This is a genomic window from Pyrococcus sp., assembly GCF_030153625.1.
GTDB lineage: Archaea > Methanobacteriota_B > Thermococci > Thermococcales > Thermococcaceae > Pyrococcus > Pyrococcus furiosus.
This window is the reverse complement of record NZ_JASKLM010000025.1, coordinates 1-26,728: the sequence shown is the minus strand read 5'-3', so window position 1 is coordinate 26,728 and position 26,728 is coordinate 1. Positions and strand designations below refer to the sequence as shown.

Annotated in this window: 22 protein-coding genes; 5 read left to right on the top strand and 17 right to left on the bottom strand. The window is 40.1% G+C overall.

Annotated features, from left to right (window positions below; all coding sequences use genetic code 11):
- Positions 1 to 511 precede the first annotated feature (511 nt).
- The gene (gene cas2 / locus PWP39_RS05675; RefSeq protein WP_014835332.1) at positions 512 to 769 is read left to right on the top strand and encodes a CRISPR-associated endonuclease Cas2; all 258 of its coding nucleotides are present in this window, start codon (positions 512 to 514) and stop codon (positions 767 to 769) included.
- On the opposite strand, the gene cas1b is transcribed toward cas2, so the two are convergent.
- The 16 genes from cas1b to PWP39_RS05595 form a co-directional block, all read right to left on the bottom strand.
- Positions 766 to 1,734 carry a type I-B CRISPR-associated endonuclease Cas1b gene (cas1b, locus tag PWP39_RS05670; protein ID WP_288073073.1) on the bottom strand — a complete coding sequence of 323 codons (969 nt, stop codon included), beginning with the start codon at positions 1,732 to 1,734 and terminating at the stop codon, positions 766 to 768. The genes cas2 and cas1b overlap by 4 nt on opposite strands.
- A gap of 4 nt (positions 1,735 to 1,738) precedes the next feature.
- Positions 1,739 to 2,248, bottom strand: coding sequence for a CRISPR-associated protein Cas4 (cas4, locus tag PWP39_RS05665; protein ID WP_011012259.1), 510 nt, complete (start codon positions 2,246 to 2,248; stop codon positions 1,739 to 1,741).
- Positions 2,248 to 4,422 carry a CRISPR-associated helicase/endonuclease Cas3 gene (locus PWP39_RS05660; RefSeq protein WP_014835333.1) on the bottom strand — a complete coding sequence of 725 codons (2,175 nt, stop codon included), beginning with the start codon at positions 4,420 to 4,422 and terminating at the stop codon, positions 2,248 to 2,250. Before PWP39_RS05660 ends, cas4 begins: the two co-directional genes overlap by 1 nt.
- Entirely contained in the window at positions 4,419 to 5,048 is a 630-nt protein-coding gene (gene cas5b, locus PWP39_RS05655) for a type I-B CRISPR-associated protein Cas5b (RefSeq protein WP_014835334.1), read from the bottom strand. The genes PWP39_RS05660 and cas5b overlap by 4 nt, the downstream gene beginning before the upstream one ends.
- Before the next feature lie 10 nt (positions 5,049 to 5,058).
- Positions 5,059 to 6,114 (bottom strand): type I-B CRISPR-associated protein Cas7/Cst2/DevR, encoded by a 1,056-nt coding sequence (gene cas7i / locus PWP39_RS05650; RefSeq protein ID WP_011012262.1) that lies wholly within the window; start codon positions 6,112 to 6,114, stop codon positions 5,059 to 5,061.
- Positions 6,111 to 7,448: a type I-B CRISPR-associated protein Cas8b1/Cst1 gene (gene cas8a1, locus PWP39_RS05645; RefSeq protein WP_014835335.1), complete on the bottom strand. Its 1,338-nt coding sequence runs from the start codon at positions 7,446 to 7,448 to the stop codon at positions 6,111 to 6,113. Before cas8a1 ends, cas7i begins: the two co-directional genes overlap by 4 nt.
- Complete coding sequence (gene cmr6 / locus PWP39_RS05640; RefSeq protein ID WP_011012264.1) at positions 7,441 to 8,463, bottom strand: type III-B CRISPR module RAMP protein Cmr6; 1,023 nt, start codon at positions 8,461 to 8,463, stop codon at positions 7,441 to 7,443. Before cmr6 ends, cas8a1 begins: the two co-directional genes overlap by 8 nt.
- Positions 8,447 to 8,956 carry a type III-B CRISPR module-associated protein Cmr5 gene (gene cmr5, locus PWP39_RS05635; protein WP_011012265.1) on the bottom strand — a complete coding sequence of 170 codons (510 nt, stop codon included), beginning with the start codon at positions 8,954 to 8,956 and terminating at the stop codon, positions 8,447 to 8,449. Before cmr5 ends, cmr6 begins: the two co-directional genes overlap by 17 nt.
- Positions 8,934 to 9,821, bottom strand: a complete 888-nt coding sequence (gene cmr4 / locus PWP39_RS05630; protein ID WP_011012266.1) for a type III-B CRISPR module RAMP protein Cmr4 — start codon at positions 9,819 to 9,821, stop codon at positions 8,934 to 8,936. The genes cmr5 and cmr4 overlap by 23 nt, the downstream gene beginning before the upstream one ends.
- Complete coding sequence (gene csx1, locus PWP39_RS05625; RefSeq protein ID WP_288073065.1) at positions 9,818 to 11,254, bottom strand: CRISPR-associated CARF protein Csx1; 1,437 nt, start codon at positions 11,252 to 11,254, stop codon at positions 9,818 to 9,820. Before csx1 ends, cmr4 begins: the two co-directional genes overlap by 4 nt.
- Positions 11,251 to 12,219 carry a type III-B CRISPR module-associated protein Cmr3 gene (gene cmr3 / locus PWP39_RS05620; RefSeq protein ID WP_288073063.1) on the bottom strand — a complete coding sequence of 323 codons (969 nt, stop codon included), beginning with the start codon at positions 12,217 to 12,219 and terminating at the stop codon, positions 11,251 to 11,253. Before cmr3 ends, csx1 begins: the two co-directional genes overlap by 4 nt.
- Positions 12,216 to 14,831, bottom strand: coding sequence for a type III-B CRISPR-associated protein Cas10/Cmr2 (gene cas10 / locus PWP39_RS05615; protein WP_288073061.1), 2,616 nt, complete (start codon positions 14,829 to 14,831; stop codon positions 12,216 to 12,218). The genes cmr3 and cas10 overlap by 4 nt, the downstream gene beginning before the upstream one ends.
- Complete coding sequence (cmr1, locus tag PWP39_RS05610) at positions 14,824 to 15,837, bottom strand: type III-B CRISPR module RAMP protein Cmr1 (RefSeq protein ID WP_014835337.1); 1,014 nt, start codon at positions 15,835 to 15,837, stop codon at positions 14,824 to 14,826. Before cmr1 ends, cas10 begins: the two co-directional genes overlap by 8 nt.
- A gap of 117 nt (positions 15,838 to 15,954) precedes the next feature.
- A complete protein-coding gene (gene cas6 / locus PWP39_RS05605) occupies positions 15,955 to 16,749 on the bottom strand; it encodes a CRISPR-associated endoribonuclease Cas6 (RefSeq protein WP_014835338.1) in 795 nt (264 codons plus the stop codon).
- A 108-nt stretch (positions 16,750 to 16,857) separates the two neighbouring features.
- On the bottom strand, positions 16,858 to 18,468 hold the full coding sequence (locus tag PWP39_RS05600; RefSeq protein WP_288073058.1) for a carbamoyltransferase family protein: 1,611 nt from the start codon (positions 18,466 to 18,468) through the stop codon (positions 16,858 to 16,860).
- A 32-nt stretch (positions 18,469 to 18,500) separates the two neighbouring features.
- Positions 18,501 to 18,707 carry a hypothetical protein gene (locus PWP39_RS05595; protein WP_011012273.1) on the bottom strand — a complete coding sequence of 69 codons (207 nt, stop codon included), beginning with the start codon at positions 18,705 to 18,707 and terminating at the stop codon, positions 18,501 to 18,503.
- A gap of 134 nt (positions 18,708 to 18,841) precedes the next feature.
- Here PWP39_RS05595 and PWP39_RS05590 point away from each other — a divergent pair, with 134 nt between their 5' ends.
- The 3 genes from PWP39_RS05590 to PWP39_RS05580 all read left to right on the top strand — a co-directional run bounded on the left by PWP39_RS05590 (position 18,842) and on the right by PWP39_RS05580 (position 22,452).
- A complete protein-coding gene (locus PWP39_RS05590) occupies positions 18,842 to 19,384 on the top strand; it encodes an adenylate kinase family protein (protein WP_288073055.1) in 543 nt (180 codons plus the stop codon).
- A gap of 2 nt (positions 19,385 to 19,386) precedes the next feature.
- Positions 19,387 to 20,256 carry a zinc metalloprotease HtpX gene (gene htpX, locus PWP39_RS05585; protein ID WP_011012275.1) on the top strand — a complete coding sequence of 290 codons (870 nt, stop codon included), beginning with the start codon at positions 19,387 to 19,389 and terminating at the stop codon, positions 20,254 to 20,256.
- Between the two features lie 72 nt (positions 20,257 to 20,328).
- Positions 20,329 to 22,452 (top strand): restriction endonuclease, encoded by a 2,124-nt coding sequence (locus PWP39_RS05580; RefSeq protein WP_288073053.1) that lies wholly within the window; start codon positions 20,329 to 20,331, stop codon positions 22,450 to 22,452.
- A gap of 33 nt (positions 22,453 to 22,485) precedes the next feature.
- Here the strand turns inward: PWP39_RS05580 and infB are convergent, their stop codons facing one another.
- Positions 22,486 to 25,440 carry an intein-containing translation initiation factor aIF-2 gene (infB, locus tag PWP39_RS05575; protein ID WP_288073051.1) on the bottom strand — a complete coding sequence of 985 codons (2,955 nt, stop codon included), beginning with the start codon at positions 25,438 to 25,440 and terminating at the stop codon, positions 22,486 to 22,488.
- A 157-nt stretch (positions 25,441 to 25,597) separates the two neighbouring features.
- Between infB and PWP39_RS05570 the strand changes: the two genes are divergently transcribed.
- Positions 25,598 to 26,728, top strand: a 1,131-nt coding sequence (locus tag PWP39_RS05570; RefSeq protein WP_288073049.1) for an OPT family oligopeptide transporter, incomplete at its 3' end; no start/stop codon positions are given.

Genomic DNA, 26,728 nt, shown 5'->3' with positions numbered 1-26,728 from the left:
GCTTTCAATTCTTTTGTAGTCTTATTGGAACAGGGGGCTTTTTTGCCCCAATCCTCCTACGGAGTAACTACATCACTCGAATTTATAAGCCTTACGGGGCATCAACCTTACCCCAGAACCCCCCATTTATAAACAAACCAACTCCCCCTGGGACTTTAAATCAAAAAACTCCCACGAACACCCTGGGAATAAAACACTGCTTTCACACCCTATCCAAGGAGAAGACTTAACTAGATTAACTGGGCGAATTCTTAGCTCTTCACAAGAATTCAACAGAATCCCTCAAACTCTTTCCAAAAATCTCCTCTTAAAATATTATTCGATAGTTTTCGAAAAACTTTCGTAACAAGTAAATAGTAAAACTATAACACAAGGAAAATACTAACTTTGAGTTACTAAATCAAACCCTAATCCCTCAAAAACCTTTATTTTCAATTTTCTAACTTTTTCATAGATATTTTTGGGAAAAAAGTTAAATTAGCGTGTATCGAAAAATTTTTGGGTGTTTCACATGTACATTGTAGTTGTCTACGATGTGGGAGTTGAGAGAGTAAACAAAGTGAAGAAGTTCCTTAGAATGCATCTTAATTGGGTTCAAAACAGTGTCTTTGAGGGCGAAGTTACACTTGCGGAGTTCGAGAGAATAAAAGAGGGGCTCAAGAAGATTATAGATGAAAATAGTGATTCTGTAATAATTTATAAACTTCGCTCCATGCCACCAAGAGAAACTTTAGGAATCGAAAAGAATCCAATAGAGGAAATAATTTAAAACCACGCGACAAGGGGGCTGTACTCCTCAACCCCCACTAAATGTTTTATTATCTTATAAGCTTCAAGCCGTATTAATCTCCGCCTCGTAACTCCCTTTCCAAGCTTTGGATGCTTAACTGTTTTCTCGAGTTCTTGGTTGTAAGCTTTAGTTACAATCTTCATGCCTTCATCTGTAAGGAGAACACCGTTTAAATCTTCTCTAAAGTGATCCTTCTTAATGATGCCTTTTTTAACGAGTCTATTTGCTATTCTATCGGCAATTATTGGCTTAAATATTTCGCTTAAGTCCAAAGCTAGAGAAAATCTCCTTTCACTAGGCTCGTGCAAATAGCTAATTGTGGGGGCAAGTTGAGTGTTGTAGATCTCACTTATCATAGTCGCATAGAGTCTCGAGTTTAGAAAGCTTATCAACGCATTCATTTCGTTTTTAGGTGGTCTTCTTGTTCTCTTACCAATTCTAAATTCCCCAGGTAGTGATTCATCCCACCTAGCGTAATATTCCTGCCTAATTCTTCCCTCAACATTCATAATTTCAGTTACTTTCTTAGCCCCTTGAAGTTCCTTTAGATGGTTACTAAAGTCTGAACTAATGCCCCAATTTTTCAAGTTCTTCTCCATGTTCTTGGCTCCTCCAACCACAAAGGATTTTGCGAGAAAAAGTCTTTTGTTCTTATCTAAATAGTGCTCAGCCTGTTTTATGATTAAATCTCCAGAGAGAAGGGTTTCCCTAGGGTAAAAAGTTCCGTCATAGTAGCCATAGTGGTTGAAGAAGTGAATAAGTATTCCCTTTTGAGCTATGTAATGTAGGGCCTGGGAAGTTATGTTCACGTGTCCGTATATATAAATATCATATATTCCCTCTATTGCCAGGGGCTTTCTCCCATTCGCATTTTCAAAGTACAATGTATTTTCCCTTCTCAACAGCGTTCCGTCAGAAAAAATTGTTAAAGACTTTTTTCTCATTTCTCTACCCCCAACAAAGTTCCTTATACGCACATTTTCTACAAATCTTACTCTTCCTGGGCTTGGGAGGCTTAGAAGAGGATTTTATTACCTCGACTTCCACTATAGCTTCCTCAACCTCTCTTTCTCTCCCCTCCAGTGTAACTTCCCTTTTCTCGTTCAGCTTTGGATAATGGAGTATTGCCTTTGCTTTTATACCGTGCTTCTTAAGGTAATAGAGATAGTAGAGAGCCTGCATCTCATGAGCTCTCTCCATTCTCTTTCCAAGCTTTACTTCATGAACCTCAATAACATCTCCCCTGCTGATAAAATCAATTCTTATTGGGCCTATTAGAACTTCTTTTTCTTCATTTTCGTACCTCTGCTCATGAAGAAACTTGCCCAAGTCTACCCACTCGCTCTCTTGCTCCATAGTTATCCCATGTGTAAAAAACCATAGCTTAGTTGGACAAACATAGAGATAGTTGATCTCAATTCCCCTAACAAACAGCTCCTCTAAGGCGTACTCTTCCATTAGAGAATATCCCCCTCACGGGGTTTTCTTAATAAACCCATTTCGGGTGAATAATCTAATTCAGCAACAAGTAAATATCTCCCAGGCCCTCTATCTGAGAGTCTATGAAAGTTTTCCTGCTCAGAAAAGAATAGCCAATATGGAATAGGGACCAGATACTTGTGAACTTCCATGTAATATCCCTTCTTTAGGAGTTCATCTGCCTTATGCTGATAAGCTCCTGGAATTGCTTCAAGTCCACCAAATAGTTCGTAGAATGCGGTTTCTCCCTTTATATAACTATCCATAGGTCTTATATCCTTAAACAGATTTAGAGCATCTTCTTTGTACTCAAGGACTTTACTGACTATTTTCTTCTCTTCTTTCTCGTATGCTTCAGTTATCAATGATGGAATTAAGGACTCTTTAAGCTCCTTCCCATCTAAATCTCTAAGTATCTTTACGGTCTCCTCAACAACTTCGTAGGGTTTGTACACTTTCTTATCATCCTCACTCCCCTTCGTCAACACATAAACATCTCTAGGATTCCCAAATCCTCTTCTGTTTACCCTTCCAAACCTTTGAATTAGAGCGTCAAGTGGGGCCGGTTCTGTAATGATGCTTCCAAAGTCTATGTCGAGAGAAACCTCTATCACTTGAGTAGCAACTACGAAGTCATAATTATTTAGAGAGCTCATTAGCCTTTTTTCTTTCTCTTCTCTATCACCGTATGTAAATCTCCCATGGATTAGCATGACGTTTGCTCCGCTCTCTTTGAGTCTTGAATACACATCTATGGCAGTGTTAACGGTGTTACAAGCAATCAATGTAGGCCTTGGCCCAGAAAATTCCTCCGAGTCTAGACTCTGTATATCTCCTTCAATTATGTTCACCCTATGTCTCGTGAATTTATCGGCCTCTTCTGGAGGTGTTTTGAGCTCTTTAGGATTTAAGACCGATTTTATTAGCTCTTCCAAAAATTTTGGAAAAGTAGCCGTCATTACGAGAACTTTCACGTTTTTATCCTTTAGCAGTTCTAGCATAGCTAGTATAATTCCCAGGATGTTGGGCTCATATGCGTGAATCTCGTCAAAAATTAATAGAGAGTTCATTAGCTCCACTAATGTTATTTCAAAGAATCCAACTCCAAAAAATGCCTTCATTATTTGGAAAGGTGTTGTGATCTTCAGTGGGGAGTAGATCTTTCCATAGAGAGATTGCAACCTTTTGTGTTCCAATGAAGATGAATAAAGATAAATCCCTGATGAGCTGTGGAGAAGGCCAACTAATCCTGGGTCTTTAAACATCTCCAACAACCTTCTATGCATGGCATTTATGCTGGCCTTATAGGGAAGAATGTAGAATATTCTGCTTGATATCCCCTTCTTAACTTTGTGAGCATTTTTATTTGCCCATAGAAGGGCCGCTTCAGTCTTTCCATAACCTGTTGGAGCATAAAGAATTGCGTTCCCCTCTGTTGTAGAGGATAAAAGTTGGAGAGGTCTCCACTTTCCCCTTGGGATTTTCATCTCTACAAGTTCCTCTATGTCTGGAAGGAATCTTATTGTGGTTTCTCCTGCAGAGGCTAGATGGTCACAAGCATTTAATAGGCCCTTTAAAACTGTCATATAATCCTTAAACTCATTTACTTTATCCTCGTACCAATCCAATAACTCCTCAAACCGAAAGTTTCTTATCTTCTCCTCCCAATTCTTTGGCAATACAAAGAAATCCTTCCTTTCTCCAAACACGTATATTTCCCAAAGAGGAACTCTTGAGAAGTACAGTTCGATGTACTCTCTATTTTCAAGTAGCTCTTCAACTTTTTCTTCATATGCTTCCCTGTACCCTTCAATCGGAATGTAATTCTTTACCTCGCTTATCGGTCTATGGTGGGTTAGAATAGACAAGCCTATCAACATTTTGTGCTCGTCCTTGAAGTCCAAAAATTGAATAAATGGGGTGGAGAGAATCTCATGCCTATATCCCCACTTTTTTGGGTTCTTTTGGAAACCTAAAGCACACTTTCCCAGGTCGTGGAGAACAATTGCGTAAAATGCCAGCGTCCAGACTTCTGGGAATATACCCTCCAACCAGGGGAAAGCTACTTTCATGCTTTTGAGAACATTTATTATGTCCATGACGTGACACTCTAGGAAGTCATGTGGAAGAAATTTTGCAAAGCACGGTTTCATGGCCTCCACCTATGCAGATAAACTCCTATGTCTAAATCAGGATCATATAAGGCCTTTGCCGTTTGTCTTTTCCTTTCTCCCATATTTCTAGGGAAGGGAAGAATTACAAAGGGTTTAATTAGTCTTGGCTTCCTGGGAATCGTTGAATAGTCATACTCAACAACCAGTGCGTGAACTATCCCAGGTATGCCCAGGTCTATTGGCACAACTGTCCCTCCTATTGGAGCTTTTTTCTCCTCAAGCTCCACTTTCTTAATTTCCTCCACGGTTGCTAGATCGCTTGATCTTCCCAGGAGAAGCTGGTATCTAGGCTTTCTGAAATACCTCTCCCACTCATCTGGAAGGTAGAGGTTGAGTTCCGCATTATAAAGAACTTCTCTTGCAATAACATCTGTTTCTTCCTTAGAGAGGGAATATATCCTCTCTAAGTCAACTCCCCTACCTTCACTTTTGAAAACATAGCCAACGTAAGGGAGTTCAGAGAGATATACAGGCTCGCCCTTTGCAGCGGAAAGTATTCCCTGAATAGTGGAGGGAGGGGGAACTGGAAGGGTAGGTTGATTTCCAGCTTGAAAGGTGGGATAACGAAATGAAGCCGTCCAGGACTTCAGTTTTACCCTTATCATTGCCTCACCTTTACAAATAATACTTCCCAGCTTCTTCCGCAAAACTCTCAATAACCTCTCCAACTTTTCCTTCCATTACTTCAATGCTAACAGCAGACTTCAATGCCTCTATGTCCAGTCCTAGCTCTTTTACAAATCCCTTGTCGTATCCTAGAAACAGCTCAGAATCTATTATCTCCGAGAAGTCTTCCAACCTTGTAGCTAACGCTTCAGCATCTAAAATTATTTCTCCTTTTTCTTCCCTGACAATTCCACTAATGAATGGGTTTATGCCACCGTTGACAATTATCCCCAGGAAGAACTTTGGAGTAACGTCAGTGTGATATTGAGTCTGTTTTGCCCCTCCAGTCAAGTAGCGAAGGGCCTTTATAGTTTCTACTGCTCTCTTTTTTCTAACCTCTTTAGGCATTATCCACTCCTCTTCCTTAATCTCCACTCCAATCTCCCTAGCCAACTTTTCTAATTCTTCAATTTCTTTAACTATCTCTCCGGCCTTTCCCTTCTTTGGAATGTCGCTTCTTGTAAGTAGGTTCTTATATCCAGCCTTGTTCTTAGTTGTAAATCTACCCACCAAATCCAAGTCAAGTGAAAATGCTCCCTTGAGAACTGTTGAATAAAATTCTTGGCTGTAGGGAACGGGATCCCCCTCATGCCTAGAGGCGTAGCCTTCATCTATTGTTAGAGAGCTCCTGTCAGGAAGTACTGAAATTAGAGGCGTGTTTTTTAGTGGAGAAACCCTCGTAACAGTGACATTTACGTTGTTTTTCTTATAAGCCCTCATATATCCAAAAACATCATCATCTGGGTATTTAATTGGATTTGCCGCTGTAAACACTTGTTTCTCTTCCCTAAACAGCGGAGAGAGTTCCCACTTGAAATACTCTTTAAGTGTGGTTCTCCACCAGTATCTCCATGCCTGTGGAGAGACATATACGTATCTGTTTCCTCCCCTTCTGAGGGTTTTTACTCTCGTAACGTTTCTGTCGGGCAGATTTTCGTCAATCCCCAACATGTTCAGGGCAGAGTGGGGGGCGTCAATCAAGACAAAACCTGCAGCAAACTTCATTCTTCCACCTCCTCTCCAGCTCCATAAAATTCAGCTTCTTCAGAAGCTTCAATCTTAGCAAGTCTGTCGTGGAGCTTTTCATAAATCCTAAAAAGCAAAAGGTTCCGGACAGTTCTCCAAGAAATTTCCAAATCTTCTCCATAAATTGTTAGTACTCTTGCAAACTCATCAAACGTCAATAGTGGATCTTTAAGGCCCAACCTCTGGCGAAGTTTTTCTAAGTTTACAAAAAATGCCTCAAACTGATAGAGCTTTTCTGCCCTTTCGAGCTCTCTAACCCTTGCAGACAGCTTATTGTCTGGGAGCTCTTTTAGAGTTTCAACTATCCTATCCCCTACCTCTTTAATAAATTCGAGGGCCTTTTCATCCAATCCTAACACCTCCGTACAATAAAAGGAGAGAAGATCCCAGCTAGCATTTGTTCTCCTTTTAGCAACATTAATGAAGTAGGGTAGAATGCTTTCGCCATTCAAAAGCTTCAGATAGACCTCGTTTGGACTGCTTTTCTCATCACTACCTTTTTTCCATCCCATGGCCACTATTCTCTTCCATCCACTTAAATCATGCCTAGCCGCGTGAGCCACAAATCTAGTCACAGAAGAAGGAACGTGAATTATCATCATTTTCGGTCTTTCTCTGTTTGGATTTGTGAAGTAGTAAAGGGTAATTGATGCATTTTCCCAAAGTTCCTCTCTTTCTGTTTTAATGGTAACCTCAGTGAGAAGGGTAAACAAGAAATTTTCGGGCCTTTGGTACCCTCTCCCAGAGGAAACTAACTTGGTAAGACGAACATCTTTTAACGCTTCTCTGTGAAGTTCCAACATCAGCTCTGGGGGATATGTGTGGATGAGAAGTAATCTACGAAGGCGGTAGAGAATTAGTGGTAAGAATTGTACAAGGAACAAACAATGAGAGCAGATGTTCGCACCCTCTTTTCCTGAGGGGAAATAGTTTGGAACTCCTCCACTCCCAATGAGAGGGAATTCAGAGCGATAAACGGGCTTGCTACGTGAGTGTCTCCTCCCACAGATTTCACAAATTGGTGCATTGGGGTCTTCCTTTTCATTAAGTAGGCTTTCTAAGTTTTTTGCTATATTTTCAGGAGTTCTTTTCTTTGCCATGCTTGGGTTAGCCATTAAAAGACCACTATTTGGAAAGAGGAGGGCGTGGAGATAACTTGAACTCCAATCTTTTCTGGCGTATAGTTCAGATGCAAATTTTATGGCTTTTTCAATGTCTTCCTGGGTTAACTCTTCCGGTCTAGTTTTTTCGGAATATAAAAGAAGAGCTGCTAAGCCCCCGTCAACAAAGGGGTGTCCCGTCCAGCTAAACATATTCAACAAGCCTCCCATAGCCAAGAGAAGTTTTTGCACCAACACCAAGGTCTCTAAGGGCCAACTTAACGAGGCTAAAGGCCTTTTCTGTAAGTTCTCTATCTCTGCCACCAACGGCAACTAGGAAGGGGACATCCTTTGGTACTGTGAGGAAGAATATTGGGATGGGATCATACCAGTCCCCAGGAGGTGGGACATTTTTCTCTCCACTTTGATAATACGGCCCATAGTGAGGATTCATTATGTCTAACTCCAAGATCGGCTTATCTGCTATCTCTTCAGCTATGGGTATTGCATCAAAGAATACAACTTCTCCTTCTTTTTTCTGGGTTCCGAAGATTCTTATGAGTTCATCTATAATCTCTGGAACCTTTTTCTCTCCAAATATTCTGAGAAATTCTTTACAAAGCCTACTACACCTTTCCGGTACCTTAGCATTGGAAAGAATTTCTTTAGGATCACCTTTCATAAATGCATCCTGAACAGTCTTTGCCCTCTTATAGAAATCATTTCCTTCATTGATAAATTCTGCTAGAACGTAGTAAGTTAAGTGCCTAGTAACTCCCTTAATTGCGGACCCAGGAATGTAAGGCACTCCATAGTTTCTAAGAAGCCTTATGCTTGTCTCATAAACGCTTTCATCACCAAGCCCAACTACGAGCCTTGATTGAGTCTTAAACTTTCCAGTAATGGCGTGTAATGAGTTAAGCATGTCAGTGTAATCCTGGTAGTATTTCTTGTACAATTCATATGCTTTTTGAGGAAGTTTTACCTTAGTTTCAATTGGCAACGACTTTTCTATTGTCTCTTTTATTTTGTTAAACTGAAGAACCCCTTGATTTAAGACCAAGAGGGATATCTTTCTCTGTGATCCTGAGGGTGAAGCAAGTTTCTTGTTCCTATCTTCCAGTACCTCTGGATAGATTATGGTTGGAGGATATTTGTTGAAGTATAGTGAGAGGTTAAGGGAGTTCTGTCTCTCCCCCAGGAGAACCAATTTAACTACTTCCTTCATTCTCTTTCCCCTCTTCCTTGAGCATTGCAACAGCGAATCTCCTCATCCAGTTCAGGAGCGCTATTGCTTCTTTTGTTGCCCACAGAACTTTTGAATAATCCTGGGATAATAGAGTTTTCACATCGATGTTTCTGTCTACATTTTCCCTCAACCAGTAGACTATGTGAAGGTACAGGAGAAGGTGCTCGTCTTTGTCATTCCCAAGCTTTTCGATGAACCTAGGTGGGTATTCATTGACTCTACTCAAGATCTGATTAGCTTTTTCTGGTGAAGTCTCGGCCTTTGCAAGTAAAAATGCAAGCGTCTGAAGGAGACCATTGGACAATATCATGACTGGGGCTTTCTTAACTAGGGAGGCATACTTTTCCTCAAGTTGCTTGTCATTAAGATCTGCCACTTCTTTTATCACATAGTAAGCATACTCGCCCCTCCGCTGTTCTAGAGTTTTTCTTATGCTTTTCTTGTTATCTTTACTTAGCATGTGTACCTCCATTGTTGGTCACCTCTTTAAGAGTAACTTTGACGAAGCCCTTCCCAACGGTTTCATTACCTCCAATCTGGAGATATTTGCCGTTAATCTTTCCTAGAACTTCTTTGATTAGGGCCATATCATTATCCTTTGCCCTGGGAGTTACAAGTATTAGTGAGTAGAACAATGTGTCCGAAGGAATATACTCCTCATACCACAGTCCTCCAGTTTCTACAGTTCCTGTCTCAGCATTAATTCTTATCCTAGCTACTATTTCTGTCGACAGCTCCACTAAATCTCTAAACACGTCATCTGGGATTATGGCAATTCTACCCTTTATTTTCTCTGCCATTTCATTTCCAAAGGCTTGTTCAATAGCTTTAACTACACTTTCCAAAATTCCTTTGTCATCCTTTTGAATGAGAATTGCAAATTCTTCAAGAATCACCTTGTTATCAACTGTAATTTCTTCACTTGCAATTGCGGTATCTGTTAACTCGGGAATTTCTGTCTGAAAATTCTTAACCCCAGCTAGCTCTAAGTCTCTTTTGAACCTGTTAAGAACTAGTGGAGAAGTTACGTATGCGTAAACACCTTTTAGACTTCTAACAGGGAAGAATAGTATCTTTGCATCTCCGACACTTATTAGCCCAGCCTGCTCATGAGCTTTTTCTGTCGGTGGGCCAAATATTTTGTTTATCTTCTCCTCATCAACCTTTTCTACCAATTTAAGGTAGCTCCTTAATACACCCTTGAGACTCTGGCCCCAAATTACTGGAAATCCTGTGTGTCTTTCTCTCTGAATTGGTTGGTCTACCACTCCAAGCTCAGTTCCACTTCCCGGGTGGGTTGGAGTTAAGGTATATAACCCAACTAAATATGCCTTCATTCTTTTTCACCCCTATATAAAAGGGCTTCATAAGCGAGATTTGCAGCTTTTTCTTTATCCTTATAGAAAAAGTACAGCCTATCACTTAGTCTATCATATTTCACATAGACAATGTTATACTCAAATCCAGAATGTGCTATAAAGTTACGAACAACATTTGGAGATTCTATTGTCTCTATTCTTTCTCCACTCGGAGAAAATATTCTTGTAAGCTTTGCAGCTTCGGCTAAAGATATTGTCTTCCCTTTTTTAAGAGCTTCGGCCTCTTTCCTTTTATCCTTCTTATCCTTGATAATCTCTAAAAGACCCTTCTTTATTTTCTGTTCTCCATTTTCATACCATAATCTTCCATATACTAAATTTCTTAGCCACTCTACTTGCCTCTCTAAAATAATTCCAATCCTGGGAAGAGACTCGAATATCTTTGATATCTCCATTATTTCTTCAATAGGAACTTCTTTTTTTGGATAGTTTTGGAATTTTGTATTGAACACTCTTAAAGCATAGTAGAGCTTAGAAGCATTCTTAAAGCTCCTGTCAAGAGCTTTCTCTCTTTTAACATAAGGTTTTCCATCTTCTCTCTCCCCAACCTCAATTCCCACCAGGAATTCCTCAAGCTTTTTGTTAAGGTAATCTTCTACGTCCCGAATATTTGGATAAAAGCTGGCAAAGACTAACGGGAAGCCATTGGCTACAGAGCTTATAAATGCATTCCAGTAAAGCTTTCCTTCTACTGGAGAATACTGTGGTCTAGGACGAACTACTCCCTCTCCAATTTCCCTAATATGGAGAATTGTGTTCTCCCTTATTTCTTGTGAAACCCCCAGGGGATAAGGTTCTGAATTAACTATCTCAAACTTTACATTGTACAAGTAGGCCAACAATCCAAGCAAGTTTCTTAGGGCTCTGTAAGTAAAGGTGGGCATGAAATTTATCCCATGAGTTAGGTCTAAGTAAACCTCTAAATTGTTCTGAACTGGCAACCATTCGGCCAACTTGTATGTGGCATAATAATAGAAGTCAAGCATTTCTCCCTCTACTGTAATGTTGCCAAAGACTCCAACGCCGGGAAGAACTTCAATTGTAATTCTTTCATCTTTTAACATATTCTCAATTTTCTTAGCAAGCTCAGGATCTTCCTCACGGAGTTCTTCAATGACCTCCTCTTTTATGTGCCATAGTATCCTTTCTTTTGTATCTTCCACAACTTCCGAATAAGACGAAAACGATTTTTCTTCTATTTCTGGCTTATTTTTTCCTGAATCATAGTAGTTGGCCATTGTATCAGCCACAAGGATTAGAATCCTCTCTGGCTCAAGAGTCTTGACTAGAATTGGCAAGGTATTTCTGCTTTTAACTTTGATTCCTCTGTATTCATATGTTATTGGTTCCCACTGGAAGGGATTACCCCATGTAGTTACCAAAACTCTCATTCCCATATCCCTCCTAAAGCAAGCCCATAGCCAAGTTTCTTTAACTTACCAAGCTTAATGTAGGGGGGAACTTCTACTTCCTCCTTAAACTCTACAAAGAGAACTGAACCAGGAGGTATCGCAAATTTAGTACCTTTTGGCTTCTTTTCATGCATATCCCACCCAGAAATTGCTGTAGGTCTAGAGGAAACAAGAAGATAATCATCAATTTTTGCATTCAATCTTTTCTCAAGTTCTTGTACTATTTCTCCAACTTTCCCTATTGTGGGAGTTGAGAAATAGAAGAGGGCTTTCTTTGTTGATCCTAATTCTCTATTAAATATATCGGGTGTTTTGTCGTCCACTTCCACAAAAGCAACTCTACTTTCTCCTCCTAACGTTAAGAACTCATATGATGACAAAATATCTTTGATTCCGCATCCTGGGTCTTCTATCCAAGCGTAAATTTTCTCAATTCTTAGGAATTCAACAGTATATAGCATTCCCTCTTCAACTACTTTCTTCTCTCTAGAAAGCTTAATGCCAATCCTTTTTTCCTTTTCAATCCTTATTACTTTATTTTCTTCTACTTCTTTTAATTCTCCCTTCAAATACTTTTCCAATATGCTTTCAGTTACATAGCCACTCTTGTACTTTCCTTTTGGAGGAAGAATTAACTTCCCTAAAAATCTACCTGGGTTGACAACTTTGTAGAATTTCTCGCTTTTTATGATATTGAAGGGAAGGGGGTAAATTCTGCCTTTCTCTGTTCCAATTGCAATCCCAACTAACGTAAATTCGGGTTCCTCCTCACCCACTCCAACACAATTCTTGAGGTCTTTGTAGAATAAAAGAGTCCTTATAGCGCCAGCGACTGTTTGGGGAAGAGGAATAATTGATCTTGCCACACTTTCACTTCCTGCATCAAAAGGCCTACTTTCTCTAAATAAGAGGACATCATAAGGAGTAAAAGTAACCTCAATCATGGAAACACCTCCGCGTCCGTGATTATTTTTAGAAATGTGAATAAGCCTCTAACTTTTTCAACTTCATTGTTCCCTCTTACATGCTCAAGAAGATCCTTTATTTCTCCATAGATCTTTTCTCTGAGCTCTTTAGTTTCTTCTTTGTTCCTTCCCCTGATATGTCTAATCACCTCAAACTTAAGCATCTCGTCTATTCCAACTTTTGGCCAAGTATCAACTTCTCTGAGCACATGATAAATGAACCTCTTTCCCACTCCACCTTTCTCTTCCAATAGCTTTTTCCTCAGCTCTGAGTTGTAGAAGACCCTAATTAATTCCCATCCCACTAGGGAGATATAGTAGGAACCACTCCTCTTAAGTAGGCCTATAGCTAGTGTATCTTTTCCTGGAACGTTTTTTGCTTTATTATTGAGAAGATCTCTTGCCTTTTCTAGGGCGTCATACAATGGATGCTTATAATGGACTATCAAAATTCCAGCACTCAACTTCCAACCTGGGAGAAGAGAACCATTTTCAAAGCTCTTGCCAAATTCTTTCCTTATCTTATATGCAACTTCTAAAGCTTTGTCGACTGGCAAAATTGCTAGGACATCATCCCCTCCAGCGTATATTAGCAATCCCTCGTCTTTAACTACGGATCTAACTTCCCTTATCGAAAAGTTAGCCAATGCTTGGCTTATAGCCACGTGAACCTGCGGGGTGGAGTAATATTTTGCTTCTGGAATTTCAACGTAATCCCTAATATTTGGATGAATTCTAGTTGATATTTCTCCAAGCACCTCTCCTGAAATAACTTTCCCCATATCGTCGCCATCCATAACTAGAATAGCATAGTACTTTGGTGGATTACCGATTTCTTTATAAGCCGCATTTAAGAAGTCAACAACTTCCTTAACTTTTTCCTCATCAATCTCTTTCTTATTTTTGAGCTTTTTAGAAAGTCCAGATTCCCAGGTTGAAGAATAGTATAGATCCGAATCTACTAGCATATTGTCCTTTACGAAGTCTTCACTAACTTCCCTAGCCTTTGAGACTAGGTCTTTTCCATACTTCTCGTCAAATATCTTCCTCCAGTTCTTGTACAGAAGTGCAACATCTACCACCGACTCAAACCTTATTTTCTGTCCAGTTTTACTCCTAATCCACACTGGATAATACCTTTTTATCAAACACATGGGACATAATGGTTCCTCATCAAGCCACAAACTCTTAAGATTATCGTGATCGTACATGTCTCCAAAAATTGCAAGATTCTCACCACAAACGTGGCACTTCCATCCTTTGAGTTGTTCGCTTTTTTCGAACCTTTCTTCTGTAACTTTTCTCTCTCCCAGGCTATCCAATATCTTTACCAAAAGTGGGTATATTGCAATCCTCTCGAGAACTCTACTATTTTCTTTCTTTTCTGCAAACTTTAGCCACTTCTTAACATCTTCATCCGAGAGACCCGCGTTCTCTGTTACTTGATAGATATCCTCCTTTTCGGAAAGAGATACCCAGGTTATCGAGACGGTGAAGTACTCCCTCACAATTTTAAGATATGCTTCCTTGAGCATGCTATCCTTTTCACTTCTATCCACTTTTACTACTCCATTTTCAACTGCCCAATCAACAGCTTCTCTGTACAGTTGGAGTAGGAAATCCCTAATTCTTTTCTTGATTTCTTCTTCAATCTTTTCAGCCTCCTTTCCTGAGACTATTGCAAGCGCTTTGTTAGGCAAGTTTGCAACTAAGATTTCATCACCTATGTTTTCCCCCAGGTAGAACTTCAAGAAGAAGGGTTGATCCCTTAGAGATGGATAGATTACATGTTCTAGCCCGAACTTGTCCACTATCACCTCTAAAGCTTTATACATAAGCATTGAAAGGAGATGACTGGAGGCCCAGAGATCTAACTGCTTTCTTGAATTGGCAATAAAAGGTTGAACTGGAACTATTTTGATCCTGAGCAAAGTGGGATCCTTAACGGATAATGCGGAAGTTAAGTCTAAATGGGTCCAAATTGCATGATCTGGAAATCTTGTATCAGCTGGGAGGTTAACAAATTCCTCTGCAAACTTTTCTGCTTCTTCCTCTTTAAGTTTTAACTCTGACTTGGCAAATTCCTTGACTCCTTCTTTGAGTTTTACGGGATAAAACTGCCAGATGTAGGCCCACTGTTTACTCTCTTCTCCTTTAAATTTGTTACTAGCATCTTCAAAGACCTCTTTGAGAACATCGCCTTCAAGCTTTGAAACCCTTTCCAAAAACTCGTTAACAAATCTTTCCCCTCTATTACTCCTGCCAAGGTCTATGTACTTTTCAAGTGTTTCATACCTCTTAATTTCTGTGGATATGGGGTGTATAAAAACAGGATATCCAACATGGAAGTACTTTCCTGAAGATCTACCCAAAAAATCTATTACTGGCTCTTTATTTTCCTTTGTTCGAATTATAAATCTCTGAGTCTTAGAAGAAAGTGCATCTGCTTGTTTAACTTTGTCCGTTCTCGAGTACTGGATATTGACAGAACTTAATATCTTTTTTGACCTTTCCTCATGATTTTCAATTTTTAGAGCCTTGTCTGGTGGATCATGAAGGTATACAAAAAGTTTCTCTTTGATGTTAACCACTCCAACCACCCCACACCTTAGTCACAGGAAGTCTAGAGGATATAAACCAATCAAAATTTGAAAGAACGTTCCAATCAACTATATGTTTGCTTCTTACTTCTGGATGAAATGTAGATTGGAAGAACTTGATTATCCTTCCATATGGCTTTCCGCCTATCTCTACAACGCCAAACCAAAGGGGAGAAGCTCTCCTTAGGTCTTTCCTCACGCCTCTAAGCTTAAATCGAGGCAATCCAAATATTATCCTTTGATACTTCTTAATTCTCCTCCTTAGGTATTCCTTGTAAGAGTTGTTGAACTGAGCTAATACCTCCCAAGTATTCTTCCCTGGCCCAAATACTTCAACGTCTGAAAACTTTAAAGTAGCGTAAGAAGGGAGGGACTTATTAGTTTCGCTATTTTTTACTCCTAAAATTTCGCCTGTGACATCTAACACCCTTTTCAAAGAATCTTTAAATTCATCTATAGAATTGAATTCTGTTGTGAGTCCCAAATCCTCCAGAACTTCGCTACTTGCCCTAACGATTTTCATTGAACCTGTTCCCCGTCTACTTCTAAATCCAACACTACCTAAGCTCACAAGAGCCCAGAGAGATAAAGTTGCCAGCTTAATAACCCTTTCGCTAGGTGATTCTAGAACTACTCTAAATCTGCTCCCAGGAGGATAATAGTGAGTTATAGTCCCTCTTTTTCCGAGCAGATTTATTGAAAACCAGATGTACCCAACATTTTTATCCTTAAACTCTTTAAGGTTTAATCTTTTTGGAGAACTAAGCGGTGTAACAGAAATTTTTACTCTGCTTCTTTCCTTTGTGCTCCCAAAAACTTGGTTTTCTATTTCTTTAAGTTTTTGAGCATCGTCTCCAAAATATGAGCCAGCCAAAGCTCTGAACCACCATCTCATTGCTCCCTTTATTGAAGGACTTCTCACTTCTGGTATTCTCTGGTCAGCACCTCTAATAAATGCTGGAGTTATGAACTCAATTTCAAATTCTTCAATAAACATGCTACCTCACCGAGCCAAATAAAGTGTATCTACAAAAGTTTTTAAAAATTTCTATTAATATAACCAGAGAAAAAGCTGAAAGAAAAAATTAGAATTTTTTAAACCTTAACAAAGTAATTATACTCCAGTTTTTAATTCCTCTCTACTGTTGAATGTTATCTTTTCTTGCTCTTCAGCCTCCTTCGTCGTTTTATTGCCCTCAACCTTAACCATTCCGAAGCCCAGGGAATTCTTTTCTCCGAACCCTACTTCGTATCCAACTTTTAGGAGGTCATCATTTCCATAAGCCCTAAACACCAAATGCCACGCAGTCTGGTAAATCCCCGGTTTTATTCTAAATCGCTTTGGTTTTGCAATTAAAACCTCCATTTCAAATTCACTGGGAGGTTTATCTCCATAGGCCATAACGTACTTATCCTGCAGGTCGTCTTTTATAATAGAGTAGAACTCTTTTTCCATTGGGGGAACGTCATATGACTTGCCGTTTCTTACTACTGTAACGGCTATTGGGGAGAGCGTTACAAAGGTTGAACCGTTGAACTTCTTGGGCTCTCTTAAAACCTTAATTTCATGAAGATAAAACCTCTCATCCCACAGCCTAACTTCTGGGTTCATTAACAATCCATTCACCAAGGCCTCAGCTATCTCAGGGACGCAAGTAGAAAAGTAGAAAAATCCTTTTTTATATCCTAGGAAATATGGCAAGCCTTTGGGATGTTCTCTTTTTTCGGCCATAAAAAGTGAATACGTAAAGAGTTTAGGGCCCTTAACTTCATGGAGATATGTTGCAAGCTTCGGATTGGAAGATTTAATAGCGTTGTATATTAAACCCTGGAGGTAGTATTGATGATTGTAGGGTACTTTAAATGCCCTATCCTTATCCTCTGGAACTAGTCTTATTAAAAACCTCATTTATACCACCACGTGAACCTATCTCCAAGAACTTTAGTCACTTAATTTTTATAAAGTTTATGGAAAGAACAATGATACTAATTCAAAATAAACATAATTACTAAGAGGTTAAGTTTGCCACACAACCAATCCTTCAGCTACCAGCAAGTCTAGCTTTGCTAATTTGAAGGTTTTTATTGCATCTTTTGGAGAGCAAACAATTGGCTCCCCATGCATGTTGAAGGATGTATTCAAAACAGCCCCTACTCCAGTTCTCTTCTCAAATTCCTTTATAATTTTGTAATAGACCGGATTGTGCATGTAATTTACGGCCTGAGGTCTTGTACTTCCATCGACATGAACAACAGCTGGAGCTAAGCTCTTGAATTCATCAGAGGCTAAATAACTCATTGTCATGAACCTGTTGGGCTCGCCCGTAAGGTCTGCCAGGTATTCTTCCGCTCGCTCCTCAAGTATGGACGGGGCAAATGGCTGAAAGACATCTCTTTTTAGCGCAATGTTAAGCTTTTCCTTAACATTTTCATCCCTGGGATCGGCAAGTATTGACCTATTTCCCAATGCTCTCGGTCCATATTCCATTTTTCCTTGGAAAAATCCAACGATTTTTCCTTCCTCAAGCATATCAGCAACGAAAGATGGAACGTCATCGACTTCTTCCCATTCTAACCCTTCTTTGTTGACTTCCTCTTCAACTTCAGACTTAGAGTAACTAGGTCCAAGATATACATGTTCCATTTTAAATGGCTTCCACTTCCCTTCCAACCTCTCCACCTGGGCCTTTACATAGACAGCTGCACCAAAAGCCAAACCAGCATCGTCCATAGCAGGAAAGACCCAGATATCTCCAAATATTCGTCTTAAAACTGCGTTGGCCTTTACATTTTGAGCAACTCCCCCAGCATATGAAATTGGAAGATTATAAGACTTCAGCTTAATTCCCAACTCTTCCACAAGCTTTTCTAAGTGTGCTTGGGCGCTCGCAGCTATCTCAATCGCTTTTTTCTCTAACTCTCCATCTAAAATTCCTTTTTTCAGGTTGGATGATACCTCTTTGCCCTTTTCAAATGGAAATGAAAAGAATTCAGCAAGCTTTTTAGTTGCCTCTATACCCACAACCTTTAGATGATTTTCAAAGCTGAGGCCATCGAGTTCTATAATTGATGAAAGATCATAGCTCGGTTTTCCATAGGCGGCCAGGCTCATGACTTTTCCTTCGTGTCTCATTGGTTTAAACCCTAATAACTCCGTTATTGAAGCATAAAAATCTCCCAAGGAGTCAAGATACGTTGATTGGGCAATTCTAATAATCTCTCCTTCTCTCCCAATGTTTATCGTAGAGCTTAACCCATCTCCTGCAGCATCTATTGTTAAAACTAATGAATCCTTCAATCCTGAAGAATAATAAGCTGAGGCAGCGTGAGCCAAATGGTGCTCAACAAATATTACCTTGCTTTTAAAACCTGGGCCAAAAACAGATTTAAGATTCTTTTCAAGCTCAATTAACCTTTTTTGTTTTCTAAAAAGTCCAGCAACTGCTATAATGTCAACTTCTTCAGGGTAAACTTCTCCCATCTCCAAAACTTTTCTCAAGCTTAGCTCTGGAAATCCTCTGTACTTCTTGATCCTGTTAAGTCTCTCCTCATTAACCGCATAGATCTCGTCGTCTTTAAACAAAACAGCCCCTGCATCATGACCGTCATGAATTCCCAAGATTATCATCGGAGAAAAATAAAGACAATAGGGTTAAAAAGTTAGCTGCCCGCTTGTTTAAGAGCCCTTATAATCTTCGCCTCTTCCCGAAGAATAAGTTCCTTCTCCTTCTTTAATATCCTTATAACATTCGGATTTGGGAGCTTTTTCTGCCTCATAAGCCTTGTAAGTCTAGCCTCTTCAAGCAAAAGAATCTCTTTCCTCCTTCTTACAACATTTAACCTCTGAAGTAGCAACTTTACCTCCATATAATCACCTGGGAAATTTATTGGATTTTTAGATATAAAAGTATTTCGGTAAATGTTGAACTTAATCTCGACTTTCGACGAAGAGATTCATCTTTTTAAACTTTACTTGGAAAGTTAAAGAGAGGGAGAAGAGGATGATAATAGCTATTACTGGAACCCCAGGAGTTGGAAAAACAACAGTTGCTAGGAAATTGGCCGAAAAACTTGGGTGTAAGTATGTAAATTTGAGAGATTTTGCTCTAGAAAAGGGTATTGGGGAAGTTAAAGGAGATGAGCTTGAAGTTGAGGTTGACGAGCTAGCTTACTTTGTTGAGAAGGAGTTTAAAGGCAAGAACGTTGTTTTAGATGGGCATTTGAGCCACTTAATGCCCGCTGATCTAGTCATTGTTCTCAGGGCTCATCCAAAAACTATCGCAGAAAGGCTTAAAGAGAGGGGTTATTCCAAGGATAAAATCGGAGAGAACGTCGAGGCCGAGCTTGTTGATGTAATCTTAATAGAGGCTTTAGACGAGCACGAAAATGTCATAGAGGTTGACACGACGGGAAAGACTCCTGAAGAAGTTGTGAACGAAATTTTGAACCTTATAAACTCAGGGATTAAGAGGAGAGTTGGTATCGTGGATTGGACTAAAGTTTATAAAGAGATTATCCCATATTTAAGGTTAGGGGGTGATTGAGAGTGGGCATTGGATTATGGGTGAGAACTGGATTATTGATGGCATTTCTTACTGGCCTATTGGTGGGTATTGGATATCTAATAGGCGGTCAAGGTGGTATGATAATAGCCTTCACCATAGCCCTTTTCATGAACTTCTTCAGCTACTGGTTCAGTGACTCAATAGTCTTGAGTTGGTACAATGCCAGAATAGTTAGTGAAGAGGAAGCGCCAGAACTCCACAGGATAGTTGAAAAGCTTGCCATGCAGGCGGGAATTCCCAAGCCCAGAGTTGCTATAGTCCCAACATTAGTGCCAAATGCATTTGCAACCGGAAGAAGTCCAGAGCATGCGGTAGTTGCCGTGACTGAGGGATTACTGAGAATTTTGAATAGGGATGAATTGGAAGGAGTTATTGCACACGAGATAAGCCATATAAAGAACAGAGACACTCTAATTCAAACGATAGCAGCTGTTCTTGCGGGCGCAATAATGGTTCTCGTTAACTTTGCGAGGTGGTCTTTATGGTTCGGGGCTTACGATGAAGATAGAGATGGTGGAAACATAGTAGCTCTAATCTTGGCAATAATCCTTGCTCCAATTGCAGCAACACTAATTCAGCTCGCTATAAGCAGATCAAGGGAATACTTAGCTGATGAAACGGGAGCCAAGATAAGCGGAAAGCCTCACGCTCTAGCGAGTGCGTTAATGAAGATCGAAGAAGCCGTGAGGTACAGGCCCCTAAAGAATGGAAATCCAGCCACAGCCCACATGTTCATAGTAAACCCATTCAGAGGAGTGGACTTTGTAGAGCTATTTTCTACTCACCCACCAACTGAAAAGAGAATTGAAAGGCTAAGGAAGATAGCTATGGAGATGGGTATAATCTTTTGATCTTTTGATTTCTTCTTTCAGCTAAAATATTAAATACTTTTATTTCGTGATGATAATTTGTAGGGTGATTAAATGGGTAAGTGGAGCGATGATATTTTAATTAATGCATCGAAGGAGAGTCTCATACCCCTGATTCTAGAATTACTTAAGAGAACAGGGTTCAGAGAAAGCGAAAAGGTTTCTGAAGAATGGGGCTTTGACATAGTGGGAATCAGAGACGATCCCCTGAGCGGAACTGAAAAAGTGCTCTTAAAAATTCACACGAGTGGAATGCTTAGCTCTAAAGATGTGAACGTTTTTGCAGATGTCCTTAGAACGCATAAGGCAGACAAGGGGATTATAGTTGTTCCCTATGGAGTCACTAGAGATGCAAGAATTCTAATATCTAGAGACTACAAAGGACTTATAGTAACTTGGGATAGGAAAAAACTCATTTCTCTCTTTGAAAGATATGGAATAGAGCCTCCAGAAGAACTCCTACAAAAGAGGGAGGAAGAACCAAAAAAAGAAGAGCCAAAGTTGAAACCAATAAAGCTAGATGCTCCCCTCTTATTTGACGTCTCTGCCGAAGATCTCTTTAGAAAACTTATGGGATTTCTAAGTTCTAGATATCCTATAAGAAGGGATGTTGTTAGTATAGAGGAACTCAAAGTTAAGCTCTCCACTGGATACATTCTATCTTGGAGTGCAAATGAGAAGAAAGGAAAGGGCGTAGTCCTATCTAAGGAGGAAATAGTCCTTGATGCAATGGAAGATGAAAAACTTAAGAACAACGTCTCCAAAGCTTTACTTAATGATTATTCTGTAATTACAGCAACCGACAAGGAAATTGATGTAGCAATGACATTAACGGAAGCCGTAGTTCTCTTCAAGGAATTCGCCGCAAAGAAGCTTGGTGTTCTTGAAAGTGACATATCAATAGTGGACAGAAAGAAAGTTTACATCCCTGTAGAGGCCCACTTTAAGTTAAAGGTTGGAGAGAATGAAGGGAAAGCAACCATCGACTTAAAATCTGGAGAAATCAACGTTGAAATTGCCCCACTTTCCCAGGAGTACCTTGTAGGAAAAGTTAAGGAGATAGTTGTCGAGAGAACTGGGGAAGAGGTAAAAGAAGTTAAAATGGAGGAAGGAAAAGGGAAAATTAGAGTCCATGGAAACACTGAAAGGTTCAAATTCGATTTTGTTGTCAATTTATATACTGGAGAAGTTCTTTCTGAAGAGATAGTACTGACTGATGAGGCAATAGTGGAGATAATCAAGGAAAACTATCTGGGAGAGATAATAGGGATAGAGAGGGGCAAAAATACAGCAATAGTTGATCTACTAACTCAAGATGGAATATTAATAGTCGAGGTTGATCTTGGAACTGGAAAAATAAAAGAGGCTAAGAAGTTGCCAACTCCCGAAAAAGGTGCTGAAATCGCAAGGAATGTCGTTATTGAGAACTTTCCAATTAAGAACATCGAATTTAAATCGTACAGAATTCTCAACCATCAATACCTCGAAATAACGCTGGAAGGAGAAGACGGAAAAGCCATAGTAAAACTCGAAGGAGAAAGAGGAGAAGTTCTTGATTATAGTGTTGAGATCTCAGAAAAAGTTGCTAGCGAACTTGTAAGGAATAAATACGCGGGGAAAATTGAGGTAGAGAAAGTAGAGAAGGACGAAAGTTCATATATAATAACGGGAAGCTTGGAAAATCACAAAGTCAAGATAAAAGTCAGCAAAGACGGAAAGATTTTGGAGGAAATAGATAGAGTTCTGAAAGAAGAAGTTGCTAAAGAAAAAGCCATTGAGGCAGTAAAGAAAGTTGAAAGCGAAGGAGTTCTAGAGAGTCTAGAGCTAAATGACAATTGGATAGTCAAGTTCTCGGGCCCAAATAAAGTTGGTACGTTAATTCTCCATAGGGCAACTGGAGAAGTCATTAATAGAGATGTCAGATTTACAGAGCTATGGATAGAGAAGACATTCTATGAGCATCTAAAGAGGAAGTATGGAGAGTCAAATCTAAAGACAGAGTGGCTAATTCATCACAAAGATAAAGGGCAAGTTACGATAAAAGTTACTGGAGACAATGGAATCTACTATGGAAAAATAGATGTAAAGACAGGAGAAATAATTGAAGAAGACAAGGCACCGAAGAAGGGTGTGCTTGCAAAAATTAAACAACTTCAGCTAGATGCTAAGTACAAGTAACCCTTTTTAATATTTTTAAAAAAAAGAAAGCTCTCAAATAGCCCTCCAGAATGGATCTTCCTTTGCTTTTATCTGGGCAATAATCTTAAGAGCCTTTATATCACTATCCTCGAGAACATCTCTTAGATACTTTAGAAGTATTATTGCATCGTCCCTGCTGATATCAACGTAAAGGGTTTCCCCAGGGTGAATGTGCCTCCCAACTATAGCACCTTCTATCGCAATAGCCACTGCCTGGCCCTTCTTAGCCTCCTGAAGGAATTCGTCCCTACTCTTTATTGACTTAATAGTTCCCACCTTTTGACCGTTCTGCTTTATTAGCGTAACTCCTGGCTTTATTCTTCCTTCTATTACTTCAATTCCAACTATTGCAGGGTTGCTCCTTCTGAATACATACCTCTCATCTGGATACAGCCTTATCACTCCTGGGAATGTTACTTTTGCAAGGAGCTCCCTCTTCTTCTTTTCTTCCTCTTCCTTTACCCAGGCCTCATAATCCTCTATCAGTTTGTAAATTATGTTGCCGACAAATATTGGGACGCCCTTAGCCTTTGCTATCTCTTGGGCATCTTCGTTAACCTTCACGTTGAATCCTATGACAACACCGTATTTTGGATTCTCCTCCCTAACGCTCAAAGCCTCCATTACATCAGTCTTGCTTATATTCCCCACATCGGCCTTTCTTATTGGTATCCCTTTCTCTTGAAGTTCTTTGCTTAAAGCCTCCAAGCTTCCCAGGGTGTCTGCTTTTATTATGACCCCCATCTTGTCAGTGCTTATGACTACACTTTGGATCTGCCTCATAATTTCCTCCTTCGCCTTTTCAACGTCCTCTGGAGTTGGAGCCGCTATGACGGGAGAGCCAGCTAAAGCTTCCTCAAGTCCAGGAGCTGCTATCTTCACACCAGCCGCTGCAGTGACTTCATCAACGTAATCAAACCTAAATCTTGGATCTCTAATCTCATCTAAAGGCTTCGGCTTAAGTAAAGCTCTAACCTTTGTTACTATCGCCTTATCCTTCCCACCAACGACTATCGTGTCGTCCTTGTGTAGTGTCCCCTCGTAGATTATCACGTCAATGGTATGCCCAAGCCCAGGCTCTTCTCTAACCTCCAAAATCGTTCCTCTTGCAGGCCCCTCAACCTCTATCTTGAGCCTCTCTTCCAGGTATTTTTGACTCAATCCAGCGATTAAAACCAATAGTTCAGCTATTCCAATTCCGTATTTGGCTGATATTGGGACTATTGCCAACTCCCTAGTGAAGTTCTGAACCCTATCAAAGCGATTGGCCTGGAATCCAAACTCATAAAACTTACCTATTAACTCCCAAAGCTTTGTCTCCAGCTCTTGAATTGCCCTCTGATCCTGTCTCTTAATGTTCATCAAGAATGGTTCATCCTCCTTTATTACCCATCCCTTTATTCTATCTATCTTGTTTGCAGCAACGACGAATGGTGTCTTGTACCTCCTTAGGATCTCTATGCTCTCTATTGTTTGGGGTTGGAATCCCTCATTTATGTCAACTACCAAGACCGCCAAGTCAGCTAAGCTCCCACCTCTAGCTCTTAAGCTTGTAAATGCCTCGTGCCCAGGTGTATCTATGAAGAGGAGGCCAGGGAGCTTTATCTCCGCTTTCCAAAGTTTGATGAGTGGCCCAGCTATCTTCTTAACGACATCAATTGGAACCTCCGTAGCTCCGATGTGCTGGGTTATTCCTCCAGCCTCCTTAGCTGCAACGTTCGTCTTCCTTATCCTGTCCAAAAGAGTGGTGTTGTGAACTATGATTCCATTTGCCACGAAGTTGTGGGTTTCAGTAGTTACATCGTACACAAAACCATCGTATTCAATTCTCTCAACTTTTTCAACTGGAAGAAAGACTAAGCTCTCGACGATGTTCCTTACGTAATCTACATCCCTTGAATCAAACTCCTTATTGCGCCAAACCTCCAAAAGCTCTCTTCCCAACTCTGTAAGCCTTCCATTCTCTATTAGTCCCTCCTCTTCAAGAATTCTTAGGTAGTTCTCATTCTTTATTCTTCCTTCTAGAACAGCTATCTTATCCACTAGGTTTGGAGAGCCTCTCTCAATTCTCTCTAGAATTCTCATTATGGTTTCGTATGTTGGATTCTCCTCAATCCTAAGTTCATTTCTCATGAACCCAAAGAGCAGGCTTAATCGCCTGAGCTCTTCCACTATTGGATACCTCTCACTTTCCCTCGTCCTTAATATTAATTCATCCAAAGCTTTGGCCTTTTCTGAATCTGTAAACCCTATGTGCTTTCTGAAGAGCTCAAGATTTCTTTTACCGGAAATCTTAAGTGTTAACCCTTCAATTCTTGAGACTATTCCAAACCTAAGCAACAGCAATGGTAGATCTTCAAAGAAGGGCACTTCAACGTAATTTTCCCTCACAACTCCTTTAGCATCAAAGTATCCTCTAAGAAATGCCGAAGCTAGCTTTGAAGGGGCTAAAAAGAGAAGTTTAGGAGGGATATTTAACGATGCTCCAGCCAAGTAGAATTCTTTTTCATTGGCCTTTATGCCAAGCTCCTCCGCAATTTTTGAGAATCTTCCCCAATCTTCATTCCCATATACTCTCCTGGGAATGGCAATGTAGTCCCCTTCTTTAAGCTCTTCCGCTCTTACCCATCCTCTATTGGTTAAGAATGGATGTTCGGGAGTTACGGTAACTGAATACCATCCATTAACCTTAACTCTAATCATTTCACCCCTGTGCCTTACTCTCCACACGTAAAGAGCATCGAGAAGCTTGATGTTTCCTTCTTCATCTATGCCTGTTAACATCTTCCCTAGCTTTCTAACTTCCTTTTCCCCATCCCTAACTACCACTTCACTTGCCAGCTCAAAGAGTTCTCTTAGAGTGACGAGTCCAATCTCCGGTAAAACGACTTTTTCTTCTGGAAGAAGACATTTTCCATGGTCAACGTGACCTAGAACTGCAATGATAGGCTGTCTTATCTTCTTCATAATCCTCACCTCTCAAGCTAACCCAAAGGTAAGGGAAATTATAAACCTTATCTACACGTTCTTACAAGAAACTTTTCAAAAGATTGAAGTTTCATGAAAGTAAAATATTTAAAGCACAAAGTTTAGTAAAATAAGCATTTATAAGAGGTGATTTGCTATGGAGAAAATTACACCATATGTTCCGCCTGAGAAAACTCTTCCAGAATATACAGTTAAGGCCTTTGTCCTTGGTGTTCTTCTATCGATAATAATGGGTGCAGCAAACGCATATTTAGGAATGTACGCAGGTATGACAGTTAGCGCGAGCATTCCTGCAGCTGTTATCTCAATGGCAATCCTTAGGGCTTTCAAAGATAAAAACATTCTCGAGAACAACATGGTTCAAACTGCCGCATCTGCAGGAGAAGCTTTGGCTGCTGGAGTTATATTCACCTTCCCAGCCTTAGTTGTTCTAAACTACTATACAGAGTTTCCCTACTACATTGTAACAATAATAGCAGCCCTTGGTGGTTCTCTTGGAGCACTATTCACAGTTGTTCTGAGGAGGGCTTTCATTGTTGAGGAGAAGCTTCCATACCCAGAAGGTACGGCATGTGCTGATGTTTTAATAGCTGGAGATAAAGGCGGAGCTCACGCAAGACCAATCTTCTATGGAGGAATAATAGGAGCAATATACAAATTCCTTGGTAGCTCTGGCCTTTGGGCAGGAACTGTGGAAACTGCAAAGGCCATTGGCTCTAGAGTTCTTTACTTTGGAAGTGACCTCTCTGCAGCTTTAGTTGCAGTTGGATACATAGTTAGGCTCAACATCGCTTTTCTCGTATTCCTCGGTGGAGCAATAGCATGGTTCATTGCGATTCCACTATACGCTCCCCAAATGAACGCAGGAGACATGAGCCCACTTGACTTAGCATGGACAATATGGAGTACAAAAATAAGGTATATGGGAGTAGGTGCAATGGTTGTCGGTGGAATATGGAGCCTCATTAAGTTAAGAGGACCAATAGTTAGAGGAATAAAAGCTGGATTAGAAGCTGCAAGAAGGAGACAATCAGGAGAGGTAGTCCCCAGAACTGAAGAGGACTTACCATTAAACTACGTTCTAATCTTGATAGCAGCATTCGTCATCCCACTCTTCCTCCTATACTGGCACATTCTTGACTCTGTTGGAATAGCTTTCATCATGGCAGTAATTCTACTTATAGTTGGATTCCTTGGAAGCTCAATAGCTGGATATCTTGCAGGTATTGTGGGATCATCAAACAACCCCGTCTCTGGAATAACAATC

Excerpts from the sequence above, each read along its gene's own strand:
- cmr5 (WP_011012265.1), bottom strand. The coding sequence starts at position 8,956 with ATGGAGGTACACATGCTAAGTAAAGATAACAAGAAAAGCATAAGAAAA.
- PWP39_RS05600 (WP_288073058.1), bottom strand. The coding sequence starts at position 18,468 with ATGATAATCTTGGGAATTCATGACGGTCATGATGCAGGGGCTGTTTTG.
- cmr6 (WP_011012264.1), bottom strand. The coding sequence starts at position 8,463 with ATGAAGGAAGTAGTTAAATTGGTTCTCCTGGGGGAGAGACAGAACTCC.
- PWP39_RS05590 (WP_288073055.1), top strand. The coding sequence starts at position 18,842 with ATGATAATAGCTATTACTGGAACCCCAGGAGTTGGAAAAACAACAGTT.
- cas5b (WP_014835334.1), bottom strand. The coding sequence starts at position 5,048 with ATGATAAGGGTAAAACTGAAGTCCTGGACGGCTTCATTTCGTTATCCC.
- cmr1 (WP_014835337.1), bottom strand. The coding sequence starts at position 15,837 with ATGTTTATTGAAGAATTTGAAATTGAGTTCATAACTCCAGCATTTATT.
- PWP39_RS05660 (WP_014835333.1), bottom strand. The coding sequence starts at position 4,422 with ATGAAACCGTGCTTTGCAAAATTTCTTCCACATGACTTCCTAGAGTGT.
- cas6 (WP_014835338.1), bottom strand. The coding sequence starts at position 16,749 with ATGAGGTTTTTAATAAGACTAGTTCCAGAGGATAAGGATAGGGCATTT.
- cmr3 (WP_288073063.1), bottom strand. The coding sequence starts at position 12,219 with ATGATTGAGGTTACTTTTACTCCTTATGATGTCCTCTTATTTAGAGAA.
- cas4 (WP_011012259.1), bottom strand. The coding sequence starts at position 2,248 with ATGGAAGAGTACGCCTTAGAGGAGCTGTTTGTTAGGGGAATTGAGATC.
- cas1b (WP_288073073.1), bottom strand. The coding sequence starts at position 1,734 with ATGAGAAAAAAGTCTTTAACAATTTTTTCTGACGGAACGCTGTTGAGA.
- cas7i (WP_011012262.1), bottom strand. The coding sequence starts at position 6,114 with ATGAAGTTTGCTGCAGGTTTTGTCTTGATTGACGCCCCCCACTCTGCC.
- PWP39_RS05580 (WP_288073053.1), top strand. The coding sequence starts at position 20,329 with ATGGGTAAGTGGAGCGATGATATTTTAATTAATGCATCGAAGGAGAGT.
- PWP39_RS05595 (WP_011012273.1), bottom strand. The coding sequence starts at position 18,707 with ATGGAGGTAAAGTTGCTACTTCAGAGGTTAAATGTTGTAAGAAGGAGG.
- csx1 (WP_288073065.1), bottom strand. The coding sequence starts at position 11,254 with ATGAGAGTTTTGGTAACTACATGGGGTAATCCCTTCCAGTGGGAACCA.
- cmr4 (WP_011012266.1), bottom strand. The coding sequence starts at position 9,821 with ATGAAGGCATATTTAGTTGGGTTATATACCTTAACTCCAACCCACCCG.
- cas2 (WP_014835332.1), top strand. The coding sequence starts at position 512 with ATGTACATTGTAGTTGTCTACGATGTGGGAGTTGAGAGAGTAAACAAA.
- infB (WP_288073051.1), bottom strand. The coding sequence starts at position 25,440 with ATGAAGAAGATAAGACAGCCTATCATTGCAGTTCTAGGTCACGTTGAC.
- cas8a1 (WP_014835335.1), bottom strand. The coding sequence starts at position 7,448 with ATGTTTAGCTGGACGGGACACCCCTTTGTTGACGGGGGCTTAGCAGCT.